This window comes from Telluria sp. ZT3P26, from assembly GCF_059686035.1.
The window spans coordinates 209,370-229,986 of record NZ_JCASII010000002.1 but is presented as its reverse complement, the minus strand read 5'-3'; the positions used below and the strand labels follow the sequence as shown (position 1 = coordinate 229,986).

The 20,617-nt window shown below is 66.4% G+C and carries 20 protein-coding genes and 1 tRNA gene; 6 read left to right on the top strand and 15 right to left on the bottom strand.

Going from position 1 to position 20,617, the window contains the following annotated elements:
* Positions 1–7 precede the first annotated feature (7 nt).
* The 4 genes from lipB (at position 8) to AC56LN_RS08820 (ending at position 4,423) form a co-directional block, all read left to right on the top strand.
* On the top strand, positions 8–715 hold the full coding sequence (gene lipB, locus AC56LN_RS08835) for a lipoyl(octanoyl) transferase LipB (protein ID WP_499571029.1): 708 nt from the start codon (positions 8–10) through the stop codon (positions 713–715).
* Entirely contained in the window at positions 712–1,704 is a 993-nt protein-coding gene (gene lipA / locus AC56LN_RS08830) for a lipoyl synthase (RefSeq protein ID WP_258836883.1), read from the top strand. Before lipB ends, lipA begins: the two co-directional genes overlap by 4 nt.
* Positions 1,705–1,936: 232 nt before the next feature.
* Positions 1,937–3,943, top strand: a complete 2,007-nt coding sequence (locus AC56LN_RS08825; RefSeq protein WP_499571027.1) for a helicase-related protein — start codon at positions 1,937–1,939, stop codon at positions 3,941–3,943.
* A 57-nt stretch (positions 3,944–4,000) separates the two neighbouring features.
* Positions 4,001–4,423: a PaaI family thioesterase gene (locus AC56LN_RS08820; protein WP_367610061.1), complete on the top strand. Its 423-nt coding sequence runs from the start codon at positions 4,001–4,003 to the stop codon at positions 4,421–4,423.
* 4 nt (positions 4,424–4,427) lie between these two features.
* On the opposite strand, the gene AC56LN_RS08815 is transcribed toward AC56LN_RS08820, so the two are convergent.
* From AC56LN_RS08815 to AC56LN_RS08795, 5 genes are all read right to left on the bottom strand, one after another.
* Entirely contained in the window at positions 4,428–4,946 is a 519-nt protein-coding gene (locus AC56LN_RS08815; protein WP_499571025.1) for a TlpA disulfide reductase family protein, read from the bottom strand.
* An 81-nt stretch (positions 4,947–5,027) separates the two neighbouring features.
* Positions 5,028–5,675, bottom strand: coding sequence for a BON domain-containing protein (locus AC56LN_RS08810; protein ID WP_499571022.1), 648 nt, complete (start codon positions 5,673–5,675; stop codon positions 5,028–5,030).
* Complete coding sequence (locus AC56LN_RS08805; RefSeq protein ID WP_183555000.1) at positions 5,668–6,264, bottom strand: phosphoheptose isomerase; 597 nt, start codon at positions 6,262–6,264, stop codon at positions 5,668–5,670. Before AC56LN_RS08805 ends, AC56LN_RS08810 begins: the two co-directional genes overlap by 8 nt.
* A 56-nt stretch (positions 6,265–6,320) precedes the next feature.
* A complete protein-coding gene (locus tag AC56LN_RS08800; RefSeq protein ID WP_499571020.1) occupies positions 6,321–6,680 on the bottom strand; it encodes a YraN family protein in 360 nt (119 codons plus the stop codon).
* A gap of 1 nt (position 6,681) precedes the next feature.
* A complete protein-coding gene (locus tag AC56LN_RS08795; protein WP_499571018.1) occupies positions 6,682–7,989 on the bottom strand; it encodes a penicillin-binding protein activator in 1,308 nt (435 codons plus the stop codon).
* A gap of 11 nt (positions 7,990–8,000) precedes the next feature.
* Between AC56LN_RS08795 and rsmI the strand changes: the two genes are divergently transcribed.
* Both rsmI and AC56LN_RS08785 read left to right on the top strand, forming a co-directional pair.
* Positions 8,001–8,906 (top strand): 16S rRNA (cytidine(1402)-2'-O)-methyltransferase, encoded by a 906-nt coding sequence (gene rsmI, locus AC56LN_RS08790; protein WP_499571016.1) that lies wholly within the window; start codon positions 8,001–8,003, stop codon positions 8,904–8,906.
* 58 nt (positions 8,907–8,964) lie between these two features.
* Positions 8,965–9,041: transfer RNA gene (locus AC56LN_RS08785), tRNA-Pro, on the top strand.
* Positions 9,042–9,137: 96 nt separating this feature from the next.
* Here the strand turns inward: AC56LN_RS08785 and AC56LN_RS08780 are convergent.
* The 10 genes from AC56LN_RS08780 to AC56LN_RS08735 all read right to left on the bottom strand — a co-directional run bounded on the left by AC56LN_RS08780 (position 9,138) and on the right by AC56LN_RS08735 (position 20,554).
* A complete protein-coding gene (locus AC56LN_RS08780) occupies positions 9,138–10,049 on the bottom strand; it encodes a hydroxymethylglutaryl-CoA lyase (RefSeq protein ID WP_499571015.1) in 912 nt (303 codons plus the stop codon).
* A 1-nt stretch (position 10,050) separates the two neighbouring features.
* Positions 10,051–10,980, bottom strand: a complete 930-nt coding sequence (locus tag AC56LN_RS08775; protein ID WP_499571013.1) for a 2-hydroxyacid dehydrogenase — start codon at positions 10,978–10,980, stop codon at positions 10,051–10,053.
* 41 nt (positions 10,981–11,021) lie between these two features.
* The gene (locus tag AC56LN_RS08770) at positions 11,022–13,019 is read right to left on the bottom strand and encodes an acetyl/propionyl/methylcrotonyl-CoA carboxylase subunit alpha (RefSeq protein WP_499571011.1); all 1,998 of its coding nucleotides are present in this window, start codon (positions 13,017–13,019) and stop codon (positions 11,022–11,024) included.
* Between the two features lie 201 nt (positions 13,020–13,220).
* Positions 13,221–14,246 (bottom strand): biotin synthase BioB, encoded by a 1,026-nt coding sequence (gene bioB, locus AC56LN_RS08765; RefSeq protein WP_499571599.1) that lies wholly within the window; start codon positions 14,244–14,246, stop codon positions 13,221–13,223.
* Between the two features lie 26 nt (positions 14,247–14,272).
* The gene (gene bioD / locus AC56LN_RS08760) at positions 14,273–15,100 is read right to left on the bottom strand and encodes a dethiobiotin synthase (protein ID WP_499571009.1); all 828 of its coding nucleotides are present in this window, start codon (positions 15,098–15,100) and stop codon (positions 14,273–14,275) included.
* A complete protein-coding gene (gene bioF / locus AC56LN_RS08755) occupies positions 15,097–16,284 on the bottom strand; it encodes an 8-amino-7-oxononanoate synthase (protein ID WP_499571007.1) in 1,188 nt (395 codons plus the stop codon). The genes bioD and bioF overlap by 4 nt, the downstream gene beginning before the upstream one ends.
* A 4-nt stretch (positions 16,285–16,288) precedes the next feature.
* On the bottom strand, positions 16,289–17,632 hold the full coding sequence (bioA, locus tag AC56LN_RS08750; protein WP_499571005.1) for an adenosylmethionine--8-amino-7-oxononanoate transaminase: 1,344 nt from the start codon (positions 17,630–17,632) through the stop codon (positions 16,289–16,291).
* Positions 17,633–17,647: 15 nt separating this feature from the next.
* Complete coding sequence (locus tag AC56LN_RS08745; RefSeq protein ID WP_499571003.1) at positions 17,648–18,433, bottom strand: enoyl-CoA hydratase/isomerase family protein; 786 nt, start codon at positions 18,431–18,433, stop codon at positions 17,648–17,650.
* Positions 18,434–18,443: 10 nt separating this feature from the next.
* Positions 18,444–20,051 (bottom strand): carboxyl transferase domain-containing protein, encoded by a 1,608-nt coding sequence (locus tag AC56LN_RS08740; protein ID WP_499571001.1) that lies wholly within the window; start codon positions 20,049–20,051, stop codon positions 18,444–18,446.
* A 44-nt stretch (positions 20,052–20,095) separates the two neighbouring features.
* Entirely contained in the window at positions 20,096–20,554 is a 459-nt protein-coding gene (locus AC56LN_RS08735) for a YchJ family protein (RefSeq protein WP_499570999.1), read from the bottom strand.
* Positions 20,555–20,617: the final 63 nt, after the last annotated feature.

Here is a 20,617-nt window from a genome sequence, read left to right as displayed (position 1 = left end):
GTCCCCGATGTCAGCGACCTTCCCCCTGATTCGTGAACTCGGCCAGGCCGACTACGAGCCCACCTTCGCCGCGATGCGCGCCTTCACCGATGCGCGCACGCCCGAGTCGCGCGACGAGCTGTGGATTGTCGAGCATCCGCCCGTGTTCACGCTGGGCCTGGGCGCCGACCGCGAGCACGTGCTGGCCCCGCACGATATCCCGGTGATCCAGACCGACCGTGGCGGCGAAGTGACCTTCCATGGTCCCGGCCAGGTCGTGATCTATCTGTTAATGGACCTGCGCCGCAACAAGCCGGGCGGCAAGCTGTACGCGCGCCAGTTTGTGGAAAAAATCGAACAGGCGGTGATCGATGTGTTAGGGGCGTATAATCTTGGCGGTGAGCGCGTTGCCGGTGCACCCGGCATCTATATCGCAGACGGTCCGCGCAAGGGCGCCAAGATCGCCGCGCTGGGCCTGAAAGTACGCGGCAATGGTTGCACCTACCATGGCGTATCGCTGAACGTGGCGATGGATCTGGCCCCGTTCACCTGGATCAATCCGTGCGGTTACTCCGGACTGGTTACAGTCGATATGCGCACGATGGGCGTCGAGGCGCCGCTGCACGATGTACAGCGGGCGCTGGCCCAGGCCCTGGTCGATCAGCTGGCACCCGAGGGCGTCCAGCCAGACCCGAACAAACCAACTGACAGCCCCGCGAGGGCAACGAGCCTATGACTTCCGAAATCGATACCGGCGTCGCCGCCGCAGCCGCCTACAACGCCAGCGAAAAGCAAAAAGGCGCCAGCAAGACCTCGCGCATCCCGATCAAGATCGTGCCGATCGCCGAGATGGAGCGCCTGAAAAAGCCCGACTGGATCCGCGTCAAGGCGGCCACCGCCTCGTCGCGCTTCTACGAAATCAAGGACATCCTGCGCGCCAACAACCTGGTGACGGTGTGCGAAGAAGCGAGCTGCCCGAACATCGGCGAATGCTTCGGCAAGGGCACTGCGACGTTCATGATCATGGGCGACAAGTGCACCCGCCGCTGCCCGTTCTGCGACGTCGGCCACGGCCGTCCTGACCCGCTCGACATCAATGAGCCGGCCAACCTGGCCAAGACCATCGCCGCGCTGCGCCTGTCGTACGTCGTGATCACGTCGGTCGACCGCGACGACCTGCGTGACGGCGGCGCCGGCCACTTCGTCGAGTGCATCCAGAAAACGCGCGCCTCGAGCCCGGGCACCAAGATCGAAGTGCTGGTGCCCGACTTCCGCGGCCGCCTCGAGAAAGCACTGAATATCTTCGCCGACGGCCTGCCAGACGTGATGAACCACAACCTGGAAACCGTGCCGCGCCTGTACAAGGAAGCCCGTCCGGGCGCCGACTACACGCACTCGCTGGTGCTGCTACGCGACTTCAAAAAGATGTACCCGAGCGCGGTCACCAAGTCGGGCATCATGGTCGGCCTGGGCGAGACCGATGAAGAAATCCTGCAAGTCATGCAGGACATGCGCGACCACGACATCGACATGCTCACGATCGGCCAGTACCTGGCACCGACCAATTCGCACCTGCCGGTGCGCCGCTATGTGCACCCGGACGTCTTCAAGATGTTCGAGCAAAAAGCCTACGAGATGGGCTTCGTGCATGCCGCCGTGGGTGCGATGGTGCGTTCGTCGTATCACGCCGACCAGCAGGCGCATAACGCGGGCGTGGCGGCGTAAAGCCCTGCACAGTAAAAAGCGGCGAGCCTCAGGGCAGCCGTTTCAGTGACATCATGCACGTCGTCCCCGCGCAGGCGGGGATCCAAGTTTTCCAGCATCGCGGTAACGCATGCAAAGCTTGGGTCCCCGCCTCCGTGGGGACGACGTTTTTGCGCTGGTGAAAAGTGGCACCCGCGCGGTGCGTTAGCCGCCGCCGCGATATAGTGACGCCATCGACCTTCAGCACTGCGCCATGACCGACCTCCAAGACTCTTCTTCATCCGACCACACCGACGACGCCGCGCTCGAGCGCGAACTTGACCTGGCCGCGCGCGGCATCGAACTGGTCAAACTGGAAGGTCGCGTGTTCCTGCGCTTCTCGGGCGTGGTGCGCTACGAGGGTTTGCACGTGCCGTATCGCCTGGTGCCGTCGCGCGGCGTGCTGGCCAAGCCGAGCAAGTGGCGCAAGCTGGATCTGGCCGGGCGACGCGCGCTGATCGAAGAGCGCACCGGTGACGCCGACCTCGCGCGCCTGCACCAGGACGCCGAAGAATTCGTGCGCGACCTGGCGGGCGATGCTGACGACGCCGGCTATGATCCGATGCTGTTTCTCGATGTGCTGGACGAGCTGCAAACGTCCGAGCCGGCCGAGTACGTGTTCCAGCGGATTTCGCAGCGCCTGACCCACGCGATCGAGCGCGACGCCGAAGAGCGCCATGCGGCGCGCACCAAGGAGAGCATCAACCTGGCCGAGTATCCGCGCTCGTTCGACGTCGCCAGCCGCATGGGCCGCAAGTTCATCGCGCTGCTGGGGCCCACCAACTCGGGCAAGACGCACCGCGCGATGGAAGCGCTGGCCAAGGCGCCCAGCGGCGTGTACCTGGCGCCGCTGCGCCTGCTGGCGCTGGAAAACTACGAGCGCCTGCAGGCGGCGCGCCCGCACGGCGACGCGATCAAGGTCAGCCTGATCACGGGTGAAGAACGGCGCCTGGTGGAAGGCGCGACGCACGTCGCCAGCACTGTTGAAATGCTGGACACCAAAACGCCGATCGACGTGGCCGTGATCGACGAGATCCAGATGCTGGCCGACCGCGACCGCGGCGCCGCCTGGACTGCCGCCGTATGCGGCGCGCCGGCATCCGTCGTGTACCTGGTCGGCGCACCGGAAGCGCGGCGCGCAATCGAGGCGCTGGCCGAGCGGCTCGATGTGCCGCTCGAGGTGCATGTGCTCAAGCGGATGGGGCCCCTGGAGATGGAGCCGATGGCCGTGCGCAAGCTGTCGAACCTGCGCCGGGGCGACGCCGTGATCGCGTTCTCGCGCCGCGAGGTGCTCAAGTGGCGCGACATGATCACCGACAAGGGCCTGTCGGTGGCCACCGTCTACGGCAACCTGTCGCCCGAGGTGCGTCGCGCGCAGGCCGAGCGCTTCCGCGACGGCCAGGCCGATATCGTCGTTGGCACCGATGCGCTGGCGATGGGGTTGAACATGCCGATCGCGCGCATCGTGATGACGACCACGGTCAAGTACAACGGCGTCGAGGAAGAAGAAATCTCCGCTGCGCTGGCCAAGCAGATCGCGGGCCGGGCAGGGCGCTACGGCGTGCACGACGAAGGCTTCGTCGTCGGTTATGACGACGAGACGCACCAGGTCATGCGCTCGCTGATGAAGGAAAAAATCCCGGCGGTGGCAACCAGCGGCTTTGCCGTCGCGCCGTCGCTCGAACAGCTGCACCGCATTTCAGCGGTGACGGGCGAGACCTCGCTGGTCAAGCTGCTCAAGCGGTTTGTCCACAATATCGACGTGCCGGACGGCTTCTTCTACCCGCGCATCACCGAAGACCAGAACGAGCGCGCCGAGTGGCTCGACACGCTGCCGCTGTCGGTGGCCGAGAAGTTCATGCTGTCGCTGGTGCCGATCTCGAGCCGCGTACCGGCGCTGCAGAAGGCGTGGGAACACTGGTGCCTGTCGCTGGCCAAGAAGATCGTCGTTAAGCTGCATGGCCACAGCAATCCGCAGCAGCTGTTCTACATGAACCTGCAAGAGGTCGAGGACCAGTGCCGCGTGTATTCGGCCTATGCGTGGCTGGGGTACCGGGCGCCGGACTACTTCCCGAGCATCGCGCTGGCACAGGAGCTGGCGCGCGAAGCGTCCGAGCGGGTCGACGCGCTGCTGCAGCAGCAGAACGCGGCGGCCCGGCAGCGGCATGGTGGCAAGCAGGGCGGCAAGGGTGGCAAGCACCACGAGGGCCGGCGCCGCTGACGCCAAGGGTGGTCTCGGTGTACGATGCCGCTTTCATAAAAACACCGAGACAAGCCCATGAGCATCCCGCACACCCCCGACGCCTTCAACACCTTCGGCGCAACCTACCTGCCTGGCCACCTGGGCATCCGGATTACTGAAGTCAGCCCCGGCAAGCTGGCCGCTGAAATGCCGGTCGCGCCGCACCTGCTGGCGCCGAACGGCTACCTGCACGCCGGCAGCGTGGTCACGCTGGCCGATACCTGCGCCGGCTATGGCTGCATCAGCAACCTGCCGGAAGGTGCGCAGAACTTCACGACCATCGAATTGAAATCGAACCACCTGGGCACCGCGCGCGAAGGCACCATCGCCTGCGTCGCCACCGCCGTGCACCTGGGCCGCACGACGCAGATCTGGGACGCCACCGTCACGGACAAGGCCAGCGGCAAGACCATCGCGTTGTTCCGTTGCACGCAGATGATCCTGTACCCGAAAGCGTAAGCGCTTAGCCGGCCAGCTCTTTCTCGATCAGCTTGTGCACCGCGCCGAAGTCCGGCGCGCCGACATAGGTCTTGATGATGCGGCCCTGCTTGTCGATCAGGAAGGTGGTGGGCGTGAGCGTGACGTCGCCGAACTGGCGCGCGATATCGCCCGCCGAATCAAGCGCCACGGTAAATGGCAGCTTGCGCTGCTCGGCGAAGTTCAGCACGTAGTCGGGCCGGTCGTATTGCATCGCGACGGCGACGAATTCCAGGCCCTGGCCCTTGTACTTGTTGTAGGTCGCGACCATCTCGGGCATCTCCTTGACGCAGGTGACGCACGACGTGGCCCAGAAGTTGACCATCACGACCTTGCCGCGCAGTGACTGCGTCGACACCTTGTCGCCGGCGATACTGATGAACGTGACGTCCGGGGCCGGCGTGCTGCTGGCCAGCGACGCGTAGCCGATACCGGCCAGCGCCAGCACGACGGCGCCGATGGCGGCAGGCTTGATCCAGGAGCGGGAAGGTGTGGATGCGGTCATGGTCGGCGATCGTGTAAAAAAAAAGCGGCAGGGCCATTATAGCCCTGCCGCTTTTTTGCATGGCGCAGATGCACCCGGGGTTCAGGAACCCTGCGGTGCGTTCTGCGCGTTGGTCTGCTTGGCGCGCGCGTCTTCTTCGCTGATGTATTCGAAGATCTTCACCACGCTCGTCACGCCCGAGACGCCCTTGGCGACATCGGCGGCGATATTGCCTTCGCGCGGGGTCACAAGACCCATCAGGTAGACCACGCCGCGTTCGGTCGTGACCTTGAACGAGATCGCCGAGACGGTCTTCATGTCGACCAGGCTGGCCTTGACCTTGGTGGTGATCAGTGCATCGTTGGAACGCGACGTGTAGCTCGACGAACCCGAAATCTTCAGTTCGTTGATGACCGACACGACGTTCTCGATCTTGCGCACTTCGCGCTCGGCCGCGGCCTTCATGGCCTCGTCGCGTACTTCGCCGGTGAGCAGCACCTTGCGGTTGAAGCTCGTGACGTTGATGTTGCCGTTGCCGTTCGTGATATCGCGCATCTTGATCTCGGCCTTGACCGTGACCGACTTGTCTTCGGTCTGGGCGCCCAGCGTGCGACGGTCGACCGCCGAAACGGCGCTGCCGATGCCGGCGCCGACGATCAGGCCGAAGCAGCCCGACAGCGATGCCAGCAGGGCCGAACCCAGAACAACTTTCGTCAACAGCACGGCCATGGGCCGGCGGGTATTACGCATTCTCGTCTCCTCCGAACAGTGCGACGTCAATGCCGTCGCAGATGCAGTGAATGGCGCACAGGTGAACTTCCTGGATCCGCGCGGTGCGCGAATGCGGGACGTTGACGTGGACGTCGGCGTCGGTCAGCAGCTTGGCCAACTGGCCGCCGTCCTTGCCTGTGAACGCCACGATGCGCATTTCGCGCTCGAGCGCCGCTTCGACCGCAGCGAGCACATTGCCCGAGTTGCCCGAAGTGGAAATGGCCAGCAGGATGTCGCCGGCCTGGCCGAAGGCCTGCACCTGCTTGGAATAGATCTCGCGGAAGCTGTAGTCGTTGCCGACGGCAGTCAGGATCGAGGTGTCGGTGGTCAGCGCGATGGCCGGGAGCGGAAAGCGCTCGCGTTCGAAGCGTCCGACCAGCTCGGCAGCAAAGTGCTGGCAGTCGGCGGCCGAACCGCCGTTACCGCAGGCCAGGATCTTGTTGCCATTGGACAGGGCGCCGAACATGAGTTCGACCGCCTGGGAAATGTGGGGAGCCAGGGTTGCAGCCGACCTCATCTTCAGGTCAGCGCTCTCCTGGAAGTGAGCGAGGATGCGTTGTGTGTTCATAGCCGAGGATTATAGTGTAGTAGCAAGGGGCACTGGGCAAGGTCGGTAAAAATTGCTTACACTTCAATCACGTTCTGCAGCCACTCGATCTGTTCGCCATCGATGGCGATGACGTCGAAGCGGCAGGGCGGGGTGACGGGAAAGCGCAGCAGGTACACCTGGGCCGCGCAGACCAGGCGCCGGATCTTGGTCGGCGTGATGCTGGCGGCGGCGCCGCCCTGCGCGCTGCTGGCGCGCTGGCGCACCTCGACGAACACGAGCGTGGCGCCGTCGCGCATGATCAGGTCGATTTCGCCGCCCTTGCAGCGAAAGTTTTCTTCCACCGGCGCCAGCCTGCGGCGGCGCAGGTAGGCGCTGGCGGCAAGTTCATACTGGTGGCCCTGGGCCTGCCGTTGGGACAGGCGCCCGGACCACATGTCACAGGCCGGTAGAAACCGCTTCGAACACGCGACCGGTGACGGCGGCGCCATCGGCGCCAGGCATCGCATCACGCACGACGACGCCGGTTTCGACGCGACGGAACGCGCGCGCTCCCTGGCCCATGTCGATCGACAGGCGGCCCGTGGCGCCGTCGAGCTCGAATGCGCCGGACGGGCGCAGCGACAGTTCGCGTGCGATGCGGTAGGCGTCGATGCCCAGCGCATACAGGCGCTGCAGGTCGAGGCCCTGGCCGCCGCTGCTCCAGCTCGGGTAGCTTGCCACGGCCGGGTGATCAGCCTGCACGGTCCATGGCAGGTCGAGGATGCGCACGCCGACCAGCTCGGCCGGGATGCTGGCCGGGTCACGGCCCGGGTTGACCGAGGCCGTGCCATAGGTCGGTGTCGAGGTGCCGAGAGCGCTGCGCACCTGGCGCAGGCTGTTGGCGTCGAGCGCGGCGTAGACCAGTTGTGGCGGCTGCGATTGCAGGCGCGCGCGCAGGTCGGCCAGCGCATTGCCGTCGACATAGCCGCCGGCATTGGGCAGTTCGACCGTGGTGTGACTGCGGCCCAGTTCGGACCAGCGTACGCTGAACGCGCCCGACAGGCGCTGCTGCCAGGTGGCGCGCCCGGTCAGCACCAGCGCCTGGCCGGATGGCTGCTCGCCGGCAGCCCAGTCGGCCACCTGGCGCGCTTCGTCTTCGAGCGACAAGCCGATGACGAGCATCTTGGGCGGCAGCGCCGACGCCAACTGCGGGTGGTTCAGTGCGATGGTGGGCTTGGTGACGGCGCCGCTCGTGGCCAGGGCCGCCACGGCAGGACGCGCGAGCGGACCGACGACGATGTCGTTCTCTGCAGCCGCCATGCGGTAGGCGTCGAGCGCCGCTTGGGACGAGTCGCCGGTGGGCACGAGGTTGACGGTGACGTTGCCGCGCTGCTGGTCGTACGCGGCCATGAAGCCGGCGCGCACCGCTTCGGCGGGCTGGGCCAGTCCCTGCGATTCGAGGGGCAGGAGCAGCGCGACGCGTACCGCCGGGCCGCCTGGCGCCGTCGCGGCACTTGGCGTGCTGCCATCGGCGCTCGGCGGCAGTTCAACCGGACTGGTCTGGACACCGCTATCGTAACGCGGCGCAGGTGGTGTATAAGCAGGTGCGGCAGGCGCGCCACTTGTCACTGGCGCGCCTGGGCCGCACAATCCGCCTGGCATGCCACAACCGGTATCGGGTGGCAGGGGCGTACTGCCGCACGCGGTCAGCAGTGTCGTGACAGAGGCGGCAATCAAGCCCGTGAGATTTTTTTTCTTCAGCATCGGAACCCTATATGACAGAACAGCAGACCATCGACATCGCCCGACTTCCCGTCATGGGCGAGGCGGCCCAGCAGTCCTATCCTACCGCAACGCTGTATGTCGTGGCTACTCCGATTGGCAACGTCACCGACATCACCTTGCGTGCTTTACACCTGCTGGCCCTGGCCGACGTCGTCGCCTGTGAAGACACGCGCAAGACTGGCGCGTTATTGCAACGCTTTGGTCTTTCCAAGAGCACGATCGCCGCGCACCAGCACAACGAGCGCGAGGTGGCCGACAAGATCGTCGAGCGCCTGCGCGCCGGCCAGCGCGTGGCGCTGGTGTCCGACGCCGGCACGCCAGGCGTATCCGATCCGGGCGCGCGCATCGTTGATGCCGTTCGCGCCGCCGGCCTGAACGTGGTGCCGTTGCCGGGCCCGTCGGCGGCGATCGCGGCGCTGTCGGCCAGCGGCCTGGTTAACGACCGCTTCCACTTTGTCGGCTTTCTGCCGACCAAGGCCAAGGGCCGCGAAACGGCACTGGCGCCACTGACGCGCGAAACCTCGACGCTCGTGTTCTACGAGGCGCCGCACCGGATCGTCGATTGCGTCGAAGCATTGGTGGCGGCCTTCGAGCCGACCCGCCAGGTCGTGTTTGCCCGCGAACTGAGCAAGATGTTCGAGGAAATTCACCGCTGCACACTGGGCGAGGCGCTGGCCTGGGTCAAGGCCGACGCGCACCGCGAGAAGGGTGAATTCGTCGTGCTGGTCGAGGGGGCAGTCGCCGCGAGCGACGCCGAAGACATCGAGGCCGAGCGTGTACTGCAGATCCTGCTCACCGAATGCAGCGTGAAGCAGGCGGCCAATCTGGCGGCGCAGATCACGGGCCGCAAGAAGAATGCCTTGTACGAGCGGGCGCTGCAGATCCGGGGGGAGTGAGGATTTTGACGCGAAATCCTTGACCAAGTGACGGCAAGCCGGTATTATCTTGCTTCTTCGGAGTGTAGCGCAGCCCGGTAGCGCACCTGGTTTGGGACCAGGGGGTCCAAGGTTCGAATCCTTGTACTCCGACCAGCATTAAGAAAAAAGCCGACAACGTGAGTTGTCGGCTTTTTTCGTTGTGCGCCCGTTTTCCCTGAAACAGCCCCCGGCACACCGGGGGCCTGCCTGTCACCCGGCCCGTTTGGCGGCCAGCGCATTGCCGGCGCGGCTGATGCTCTTGCGGCCCAGCTGCGCGGAGATGAACAGCCCGGCATCGACCACCTGGTCGAGATCCACGCCCGTCTCGATCCCCAGCCCCTGCATCAGGTACAGCACGTCTTCGGTCGCGACATTGCCGGTCGCGCCCTTGGCATACGGGCAACCGCCCAGGCCGGCCACTGACGAGTGGAAAATCGCCACGCCCACTTCGAGCGCCGCGTAGATGTTCGCCAGCGCCTGGCCATACGTATCGTGGAAGTGGCCGGCCAGCTGGCCCAGCGGGAACGCCTGCGCTGCGCGCAGCATCACGGCCTGCGTCTGGCGCGCGGTCGCCACGCCGATCGTGTCGGCGATATCGATCTCGTCACAGCCAAGATCGCGCATGCGCGCCACGACGTCGCCCACGGCATCGAGCGAGACGGCGCCCTGGTACGGGCAGCCAAACGCCGTGCTGATCGAGCCGCGCAGGCGCAGGCCGTGCTCCCTGGCAGCGCGCGCGACCGGCTCGAAGCGCGCGATCGACTCGGCAATCGAACAGTTGATGTTCTTTTGCGAAAACGCCTCGGACGCTGCGCCGAACACGACGACCTCGTCGGCCTTGCCGGCCAGCGCGGCCTCGAAGCCCTGCATGTTCGGCACCAGCGCCGAATAGATCGTGCCGGGCCGGCGTTCGATGCGGGCCAGCACTTCGGCGGAGGTTGCCATTTGCGGCACCCACTTGGGCGAGACAAATGCTGCCGCCTCGACATTGACGAAACCGGCGCGCGCCAGGCGCTCGACCAGCTCGATTTTCACGTCAGCGCCGAGCGCTTCTTTTTCGTTCTGCAGGCCGTCGCGGGGGCCGACTTCGACAATCTTGACCTTCGTTGGCAGGGGTGTCATTTCAATATCCACGTTGGCGGTCGACGAGGTCGTCGACCGGTTGGCCGCGTTCCAGGGCGTCGATCTTGTCGACGATCTGGCGCACGGCGTCCTGGCGCATGGTGAGCGCCGAAATATGCGGGGTGAGGGCGATGCGCGGCTCGTTCCAGAACGGGTGCTGGGCCGGCAGCGGCTCATGGCGGAACACGTCGAGCGTGGCGCCGGCGATGTGCCCGGAGCGGATCAGCGTCATCAGATCGGGTTCGGCCAGGATCGCGCCGCGCGACACGTTGATCAGATACGCGCCGGGCGCCAGCTTGCCCAGGTTGTGGCGGTCGAGCAGGTTGGTGGTGTCCGGTGTCAGCGGCAGCAGGCAGACCAGTACGCGCGTGCCGTGCAGGAAGTCACCCAGCTGCGCCATGCCGGCATAGGTCGGCACGCCCGGGATGTCTTTCGGGCTGCGACTCCAGCCGCGCACGGGAAAGCCGAAATGGCGCATCGCCTCGACCACCGGCATGCCCAGCCGGCCCAGGCCCATGACGCCGATCGTGAACGACTCTTTCGGATGCTGCGGCAGCGGATTCCAGGCGCCGTGCCTGGCCTGCTGTTCATATTCATCGAAGCGGCGAAAGTAGCGCAGCACCGCATGCGCCACATACTCGGCCATCTGCACGCCCATGCCGGCGTCGCCCAGGCGCACCAGCGGTACATCGGGCAAGGCATCGCCAAACTTGAGCAGCGCGTCGACGCCCGCGCCCATCAGGAAGATCGCTTTGACGTCACCCAGCTGGGCCAGCAGGGCCGGCGCCGGGTTCCACAGCACCGCGTAATCGCAGTGCGCCAGTTGCTCGCCTTCTTTCCAGATGACGGTCTCGATCCCCGGCAGTACGCTGGCAAACGCGTGTTCCCAAGGCTCGCTGACGCCATCGCCCCGGTACAGGACAATACGCATGTCTCCCCCTCATCGTGTAGGGTGGTTTTTATGGGTGTTGCTTACGCCGCCTTGAAGGCCAGCAGCGGCGCGCCATCGGCAACTTGGTCGCCGACCTCGTACAGCACGTCCTCGACCACGCCGTCTCCCGGCGCAGCAATCGTGTGCTCCATCTTCATCGCTTCCATGATGACGAGCGGTTCGCCCTTCACCACGGTGGCGCCGGCCTGGACCAGCACCGCGACCACCTTGCCCGGCATCGGCGCCGTCAGGCGACCGCCGAGCGTTTCGACTTCGCCGGCGTGGGCCATCGGATCATTGTACGTCAGCGTGAAATGCTGACCGGCGGTAAATACGTGGAACACGTCGCCGTCGCGGCGCACGACGCCATGCACGGCCGTCTCGCCGAGGCGCAGCGCCAGATCGTCGCCAGCACCACCGACGCGTTCCACGCGCTGCGCCTGGCCATCGAGGTCGATCTCGAGCCCGTCGCGGCGGTAGGTCAGGCCGACGCGGTAGGCGCCGGATTCGTCGGACCACGACAGCACGCGGCGGTAGTCGCCGTTCATGCGCCAGCCGCTGGCCTGGCTCCATGGATCAGCGTCATTGGCCGCGTTCTCGCGCAGCGCGAACACGGCCAGGGCCAGCGCGCCCAGCGGCGCCGGTGCGGCAGGCGGGAACAGCGTCGCGCCATGGCGCTCGATCAGGCCCGTGTCCAGGTCGGCCGTGGCAAATGCCTCGCCCTCGACCAGGCGTTTCAGGAACGCGATATTGGTGGCCAGCCCGACGATGCGAAACTCGCTCAGCGCCTGTGACATACGCGCCAGCGCCTGGGTGCGGTCCGCGCCCCAGACGATCAGCTTGGCGATCATCGGATCGTAGAACGGCGAAATCGCATCGCCTTCGCGCACGCCGGAATCGACGCGCACGGCGGCGGGGTTCGCGCCGTCGCTGCCCAGCTCGAACGCGACCGCGCGCGGCACGTCCATATGGCGCAAGGTGCCGATCGACGGCAGGAAACCCTTCTCGGGATTTTCGGCATACACGCGCGCTTCGATCGCGTGGCCGTGGATGCCCAGTTCATGCTGCTGCTTCGGCAGCGCTTCGCCAAAGGCGACCCGCAACTGCCATTCCACCAGGTCGGTCCCGGTGATCATTTCGGTTACCGGATGCTCGACCTGCAGGCGCGTGTTCATCTCCATGAAGTAGAACGAGCCGTCCTGGTTGGCGATGAATTCGACGGTGCCGGCGCCGACATAGCCGACGGCGCGCGCAGCGTTCACGGCCGCTTCGCCCATCGCGGCGCGGCGCTCCGGCGGCATGCCGGGGGCGGGCGCTTCTTCCAGCACCTTCTGGTGCCGGCGCTGCACCGAGCAATCGCGCTCGTGCAGGTAGACGCAGTTGCCCAGGCTGTCGGCAAACACCTGGATCTCGATGTGGCGCGGGCGGATCAGGTATTTTTCGACCAGCACCTTGTCGTCGCCGAAGCTGGAAATCGCTTCGCGCTTGCACGAGGCCAGCGCGCCTTCGAAGTCTTCGGAACGCTCGACCACGCGCATGCCCTTGCCGCCGCCGCCGGCACTGGCCTTGAGCAGCACCGGGTAGCCGATGCGGTCGGCCTGCTCGCGCAGGAACGCGGGATCCTGCTCGTCGCCGTGGTAGCCCGGTACCAGCGGCACGTTGGCGCTTTCCATCAGCTGCTTGGCGGCGGACTTCGAACCCATCGCGCGCATCGATGCCGCAGGCGGGCCGACGAACACGAGGCCGGCGGCGTGGACGGCCTCGGCAAACTCCGCGTTTTCGGACAGGAAGCCGTAGCCGGGATGGATTGCCTGCGCGCCGGTGGCCTTGGCAACTTCGATGATTTTCTGGCCGCGCAGATAACTGTCGCGCGCGGCGGCGGGGCCGATCAGGATGGCCTCATCGCAGACCGCGACGTGCTTGGCGCCGGCGTCGGCCTCGGAATACACGGCGACGGTGCGAATACCCATGCGGCGCGCAGTAGCGGCCACACGGCAGGCGATCTCGCCACGATTGGCGATGAGGAGTTTGGTGAACATGCGCGTTATCTTTCGCTTATGGTTGTTCGGGTGATGCTTTGGCTGTGTCTCTCCAGCCGGATCATTGCGCTGCCACTACGTCGTTCCCGCCCTCGCCGGGCGCCTTGGCGGGAACCCAAGTTTGCACGCGTATCAGCTACGTTCAACGCGAGTGGCTAAGCAAACGACTTAGGTTCCCGCCTCCGCGGGAACGACGGGGATTCAGCAGCCGCAGGCTTCCTTCGGCGCCGATTCCAGCGTCGCGGCGCGGGTTTTCAGGCCCAGTTTTTCCAGCAGCACGCGGTCGTCGTCGGCTTCCGGGTTCTCGGTGGTCAGCAGCTTGTCGCCGTAGAAGATCGAGTTGGCACCGGCCATGAAGCACATCGCCTGCACCGCTTCGCCCATTTCGCGGCGGCCCGCCGACAGGCGCACGCGCGCTTGCGGCATCGTGATGCGCGCGACCGCGATGGTGCGCACGAATTCGATCGGGTCGAGCTTGTCCATGCCGTGCAGCGGCGTGCCCGCCACCTGCACCAAGTGGTTGACCGGCACCGATTCCGGATACGGGTTCAGGTTCGCCAGTTGCGCGATCAGGCCGGCGCGCTGTTCGCGCGTCTCGCCCATGCCGACGATGCCGCCGCAGCAGACCTTCAGGCCTGCTTCGCGCACGCGGCCCAGCGTGTCCAGGCGGTCCTGGTATTCGCGGGTCGAAATGACGTTGTTGTAGAAGTCCGGCGCGGTGTCGATATTGTGGTTGTAGTAGTCCAGGCCAGCGCGCTTGAGCTGTTCGGCCTGGCCGGCTTCGAGCATGCCCAGCGTGGCGCAGGTTTCCATGCCCAGCGCCTTGACTTCACGCACCATCGTCTCGACCTTGTCCATGTCGCGCTCTTTCGGGCTGCGCCAGGCTGCGCCCATGCAGAAGCGCGTGGCGCCGCTGGCCTTGGCCGCGCGCGCCGCGTCGAGCACCGTGTCGATGTCGAGCAGCTTCTTGGCTTCCACGCCCGTGTCGTAGCGCGCCGCCTGCGGGCAGTAGCCGCAGTCTTCTTCGCAGCCGCCGGTCTTGATCGACAGCAGCGTCGCCAGTTCGACGTCGCCGTCCGGGAAGTTCAGGCGGTGCGCGGTCGACGCGCGGTGCATCAGTTCGGTGAACGGCAGGTCGAACAGCGCGAGCACGTCGGCCAGCGGCCAGGTCGCATTCTCGGGCGGCTTGATGGCTGCCGTTGGGCGGTGCAGGGCGACAGTGTTCATATTGGTCATTTCGGTTCCTTCAAAAACTAGACCCGCGTGGACGGCCAGTTCGGCAGTCCGGCGAGGTCGATAAATTCGGCTGCCGCAGCAGCCGTCGGTTCGTTCAGGCGTGGCACGTGGCCCAGCAGCGGCGCCGGGATACGCTGGGCCAGCGCCGCGATGTTCTCTTGCGCAAAGCGCATGTCCGTGTCGACCGTGTTGGCGACCCAGCCGGCCAGCACCAGGCCGCGCGCCACGATCGCTTCGACCGTCAGCAGCGCATGGCTGATGCAGCCCAGCCGCACGCCGACAACGAGGATCACGGGCAGGTTCAGTTGTGCGGCCAGGTCGGCGCTGTCGAAGTCGTCGTTGAAGGGCACGCGGAAGCCCCCCACGCCTTCGACCACGACCGCATCGGACGCGGCCTGGATCTCGGCGAAGGCGGCCAGGATCGGTACCAGCTCGATCGTCACGCCCTCGAGTGCGGCGGCGATGTGCGGCGCGGCCGGTTCGCGCAGCAGGTAGGGCGTGGTCAGCGATGCCGGCAGGTGCACGTTGCCGGCTGCGATCAGCTGGTCGGCGTCGTCGTTGTGCAGCACGCCGTCTTTCAGTTCGGCGCCGGCCGCCACCGGCTTCATGCCGCAGGCGCGCTGGCCCGTGGCCACCAGCTTGTGCAGGATCGCGGCCGAGATCAGCGTCTTGCCGATCTCGGTGTCGGTGCCGGTGACAAAGCAGGCAAAGCGCATTGGCAGATCGTCGGCGCGCAGTTCCAGTTCAGGCTCCAGGACCGGTTCGTCGAGCTCGGTCAGGTCGACCTCGGGGTCAAGTAGGGGTTGCGCGATGACCGGTGCATCGGTTTCGTTCAGGTTGTTCATGGTGCGGCCTTTTCCAGTTCGTTGAGCGCCTGCGCCAGCCGCGCCACGTCATCCGTGGCGTGGGCGGCGGACAAGGTCACGCGCAGGCGCGCGGTGCCGGGCGCCACGGTCGGCGGGCGGATCGCCGGCACCCACAAGCCCTGCGCATGCAGACGGCTCGCGGCGTGCAGCGCAGCGTCGTTGCTGCCGATGATGACGGGCTGGATCGGGGTGGTCGACGCCGCCAGTTCCCAGCGTTCCAGGCGCAGCGAGCCGCGCAGCTGCGCCACCAGTTGCGCCAGGTGCGCGCGCCGTTCTGCGCCCTCGTCACCGCCCATGATAGCAAGGCTGGCGAGCAAGGCGTGTGCAAGCGCCGGCGGGCAGGCCGTCGTGTAGATATACGGGCGGGCGCGCTGGATGAGCAATTCGATCACGCTGGCGTGCGCGGCGACGAAGGCGCCGCCGACACCGGCGGCCTTGCCCAGCGTGCCCATGTAGATCAGGTTGCTCGAGCGCAGGCCGAAATGTTCCAGTGCGCCGCGCCCGTTCTGGCCCAGCACGCCGAAGCCGTGGGCATCGTCGACCACCAGCCAGGCGCCGTGGCGCTCGCATGCGGCCAGCAGCGCCGGCAGCGGCGCCAGGTCGCCATCCATGCTGAACACGCTGTCGGTGACGACGATCTTGGTGCTGGCGCTGCTGGCGGCCAGCAGTCGTGTCAGCGCCTCGACGTCCCCATGCGGGTAGACCGTCACGCCCGCTTTCGCAAGCCGGGCGCCGTCGATCAGCGAAGCATGGTTCAGCGCCTCGGAAAAGATCATCGCATCGGCATCAAGGCCCAGGGCGCTGAGGATCGCCAGGTTGGCCATGTAGCCGGTGCACAGCGTCAGCGCGCGCGCCTGCTCGAGGTGCGGCGCCATCCACCCGGCCAGCGTTTCTTCGAGCAGATGATGCGCGCGGCTGTGGCCCGACACCAGGTGCGAGGCGCCGCTGCCGGCGCCATACAGCTGCGCGCCTTCGCGCAGCGCTTCGATGACCTGCGGGTGCGCGGCCAGGCCCAGGTAATCGTTGCTGCAAAAGGCCAGCAGGTCACGGCCGTCGACCAGCTGGCGCGGCGCGCAGGCGCCATCGGTGATGCGGCGCCGGCGCGTGAGGCTGCGCGCAGCCAGCGTGTCGAGCTGGCGGTCGATGGTGGCGATGAGATCCATCACATCACCCCGCGATGACCGATTCGAACGTCTTGATCGTGCGCGCGGCCAGGCCCGCGACTTCTTCTTCGTCCAGCACGTACGGCGGCATCAGGTACACGGTGCGGCCGATGGGGCGCAGCAGCAGTTCGTTCTCGGCCGCCGTCGAAAAGAAGCGGCGCGCAAAGGTCGAGGCAAGATCGGTATCCGGTTCGATGGCATCGAACGCGAAGATCATGCCGCGCTGGCGGAAGTGGCGCGTGCGCGGGTGGTCGGCCAGCGGCGCCAGCGCCACCGTCATCCTGGTGGCCAGCTCGCGGTTGCGGTTCAACACATCGTCTTCTTCGAAGATGTCGAGCGTGGCCAGCGCCGCGCGGCAGGCCAGCGGATTGCCGGTGTACGAGTGCGAGTGCAGGAAGCCGCGCGTGATGTCGGTGCTGTAGAAGGCCTGGTAGATGTCGTCGCGCGTGAGTACGAGCGAGAGCGGCAGGTAGCCGCCGCTGATGCCTTTCGACAGGCACAGGAAGTCCGGCCAGATGCCGGCCTGCTCGCAGGCGAAGAAGGTGCCGGTGCGTCCGCAGCCGACCGCGATCTCGTCGGCGATCAGGTGCACGCGGTGCTGGTCGCACAGGTCGCGCAACAGCTTGAGATACAGCGGGTCGTACATCGCCATGCCGGTGGCGCACTGCACCAGCGGCTCGACGATGATGGCGGCGATCTTGTCGCCCCGTTCTTCGAACAGCGCTTTCACTTCGAGGATCGCGCGCCGCGCGACGTCCTGCGCCGTCTCGCCCTCGAACGCGTTGCGGGCATCGGGCGCGCTCACCACATGCGATGCGCGCAGCAGCGGGCCGTAGGCGTCCTTGAACAGCGGCACGTCGGTGACCGACAGCGCGCCAATCGTCTCGCCGTGGTAGCTGCCCTGCAGGCAGACGAATTCCTGCTTGGACGACCGGTCGGCATTGCGCCACGCGTGAAAGCTCATCTTCATCGCGATTTCCACGGCCGATGCACCGTCGGAGGCGAACGTGGCGTGGCCCAGCGCGTGGCCGGTCAGCGCGGCAAGGCGCTCGGCCAGCTCGACCACGGGCGCGTGCGTGAAGCCGGCCAGCATCGCGTGTTCGAGCTTGTCCAGCTGGTCCTTCAGCGCGGCATTGATGCGCGGGTTGGCGTGGCCGAACAGGTTGACCCACCACGAGCTGATGCCGTCCAGGTAACGCTTGCCGTCATAGTCGTACAGCCACGGCCCCTTGCCGTGGCTGACCGCGATCAGCGGCACCTCTTCGTGATGCTGCATCTGGGTGCAGGGATGCCAGACGCTGCGCAGGCTGCGCGCGATCCAGTCGGAGGAGGTGGTTTGCTGCTTCACTATACATTTCCAATACTAGTTAATCCATGTCGGCTTGCGCTTTTCAAGGAACGAGGCCACGCCTTCGCGGCCTTCGGTCGATGCACGGATCGCGGCGATGCGCCCGGCCGTGTCACGCAGCAGCGCATCGTCGACCGGCTGGCCGACGATCTCGCGCACCAGCGTCTTGGCCTGCCGGACGGCGTGCGGGCTGTTGTTCACCAGCGCCTTGACGATCCCGGCGACGGTGGCGTCGAGCGCTTCCGGCGCCACGACGGCATGCGCGACGCCGATGCGCTGCGCCTCGGCTGCGTCGAAGCGCTCGGCCGTTATAAAGTACCGGCGCGCCGCCTGTTCGCCCATCGCCTTGATCACGTAAGGCGAGATGGTAGCCGGAATCAGCCCGAGCTTCACTTCGGACAGGCAAAAACCGGCCGCCTCGCTCGCAACGACGATGTCGCAGGCCGCCACCAGGCCCATGCCGCCGGCGTAGCAATCGCCCTGCACGCGCGCGACCACGGGCTTGGGGCACAGGTAGATCGTGCGCAGCATGGCGGCCAGGCGCATGGCATCAGCCTCGTTCTCGTCATGCGAGTAGCCGGCCATCTTCTTCATCCAGTTCAGGTCCGCGCCGGCGCAGAACGACGGGCCGTTGGCGGCCAGGACGATCACGCGCACGGCGTCGTGGCGGCCGAGTTCATCGAACACGCGCGCCAGTTCGGCAATCGCCTGTTCGTTGAACGCGTTGCGCAGGTCGGGGCGGTTCAGCGTGACGGTGGCGACCTTGTCGGCCACCGTCACGAGCAGGGTTTCATAGGTCATCGTCATCCCCTTACATGCGGAACACACCGAACGTCGTGTCGCCGGTCGGCTGGTTCATGGCCGCGGACAAGCCCAGGCCCAGCACCGTGCGGGTGTCGGCCGGGTCGATCACGCCGTCGTCCCACAGGCGCGCCGACGCGTAATACGGGTGGCCCTGGTGCTCGTACTGGTCGCGGATCGGCTGCTTGAAGGCGGCTTCTTCTTCCGGCGACCACTGGCCGCCGCGGCCTTCGATGCCGTCGCGCTTGACGGTGGCCAGCACCGATGCGGCCTGGTCGCCGCCCATCACCGAGATGCGCGCGTTGGGCCACATCCACAGGAAGCGTGGCGAGAATGCGCGCCCGCACATGCCGTAGTTGCCGGCGCCAAACGAGCCGCCGATGATGACGGTGAACTTCGGCACGGCAGCCGTGGCCACGGCCGTGACCATCTTGGCGCCGTTGCGCGCGATGCCCTCGTTTTCGTATTTGCGCCCGACCATGAAGCCGGTGATGTTCTGCAAGAACACGAGTGGAATCTTGCGCTGGCAGCACAGCTCGATGAAGTGCGCGCCCTTCAATGCCGACTCGGAAAACAGGATGCCGTTGTTGGCGATGATGCCGACCTTCATGCCGAAGATGTGGGCGAAGCCGCACACCAGCGTGGTGCCGTAGCGCGCCTTGAATTCGTCGAACACGCTGCCATCGACCACGCGCGCGATCACTTCGCGCACGTCGAACGGTTTGCGCGTATCGACCGGGATGACGCCGTACAGTTCCGACGCCGGATAGTGCGGCTCGACGCTCTCGCGCCGTTCGCCCTGTTGCGGCTTGACGCGGTTCAGGTTCGACACGATCGTGCGCGCCAGCGACAGCGCATGCGGATCGTTCTGCGCCAGGTGGTCGGCCACGCCCGACAGGCGCGTGTGCACGTCGCCACCGCCCAGGTCTTCGGCGCTGACGACTTCACCGGTTGCCGCTTTTACCAGCGGCGGGCCGCCGAGGAAAATCGTGCCCTGGTCCTTGACGATGATCGACTCGTCGCTCATCGCCGGCACGTAGGCGCCGCCGGCGGTGCACGAGCCCATCACGACGGCGATCTGCGGCACACCCTTGGCCGACAGGTTCGCCTGGTTGTAGAAGATGCGGCCGAAGTGGTCGCGGTCGGGGAACACGTCGTCCTGGTTCGGCAGGTTGGCGCCGCCCGAGTCGACCAGGTAGATGCAGGGCAGGTTGTTCTGCTCGGCGATCTCCTGCGCGCGCAGGTGCTTCTTGACCGTCATCGGGTAATAGGTGCCGCCCTTGACGGTGGCGTCATTGCAGACGATCACGCATTCGTGGCCGGAAACGCGGCCGATGCCGGTGATGATGCCGGCGCTGGGCGCGGCGCCGTCATACATTTCGTAGGCGGCCAGTTGCGAGAATTCGAGGAAGGGCGTGCCCGGATCGAGCAGATGTTCGACCCGCTCGCGCGGCAGCAGCTTGCCGCGCGCGAGGTGACGCGCGCTGGCTTCGGCGCCGCCGCCCTGCGCCAGTTGCGCCACGCGCGCGCGCAAGTCGTCCACCACGGCCTGCATGGCGGTGGCATTGGCCTTGAAATCCTCGCTGCGCGGATTCAGTTTGCTTTCGATCTGGGGCATGTGCCGTCCTCTGGTCTGTCGCCGCCCTGGGTGTCTGGCAGCGCTTACTTCTTGTCGGGGAAACTGCCGTCCAGGTAAAACCAGCGTGGCGCGCCATCGGGGCCGGCTTCGCGCACGAAGCGGCTGCGCTCGTGGAGACGGTGCGCGCGCCCGCCCACCTTGAAGCGGGCGACGAATTCGACGTGGTCTTCGTCGCGGGGGTGGTCATGGTCGCCTGGAACGTCCGGCAATTCTGCTTTACGTTGACGTAAACGTAAAGCAGTTTTTATCTCCAGGCCAAGCCAGCGGACGGGATCCTTGTCGACGATCGGTTCCTGCGGCCGCGTGCTGGGGTGCCAGGTGGCGCGCAGGTAGGCTTCATCGCCCAGCGTGAAGGCGGTATAGCGCGAGCGCATCAGCTGTTCGGCAGTGGGCGGCAGGGCTGCGCCGGCCAGGAACGGGCCGCAGCAGCTGTCGAACGAGGGGCCGCCGCAGGGGCAGGGTGAGGTGGGGCGGGGAGGCATGGCGGCAATTATCCGCGATTTCCCCAACGATGGTCAGATGGGCGTTTCGGGAAGGCCTCGCGA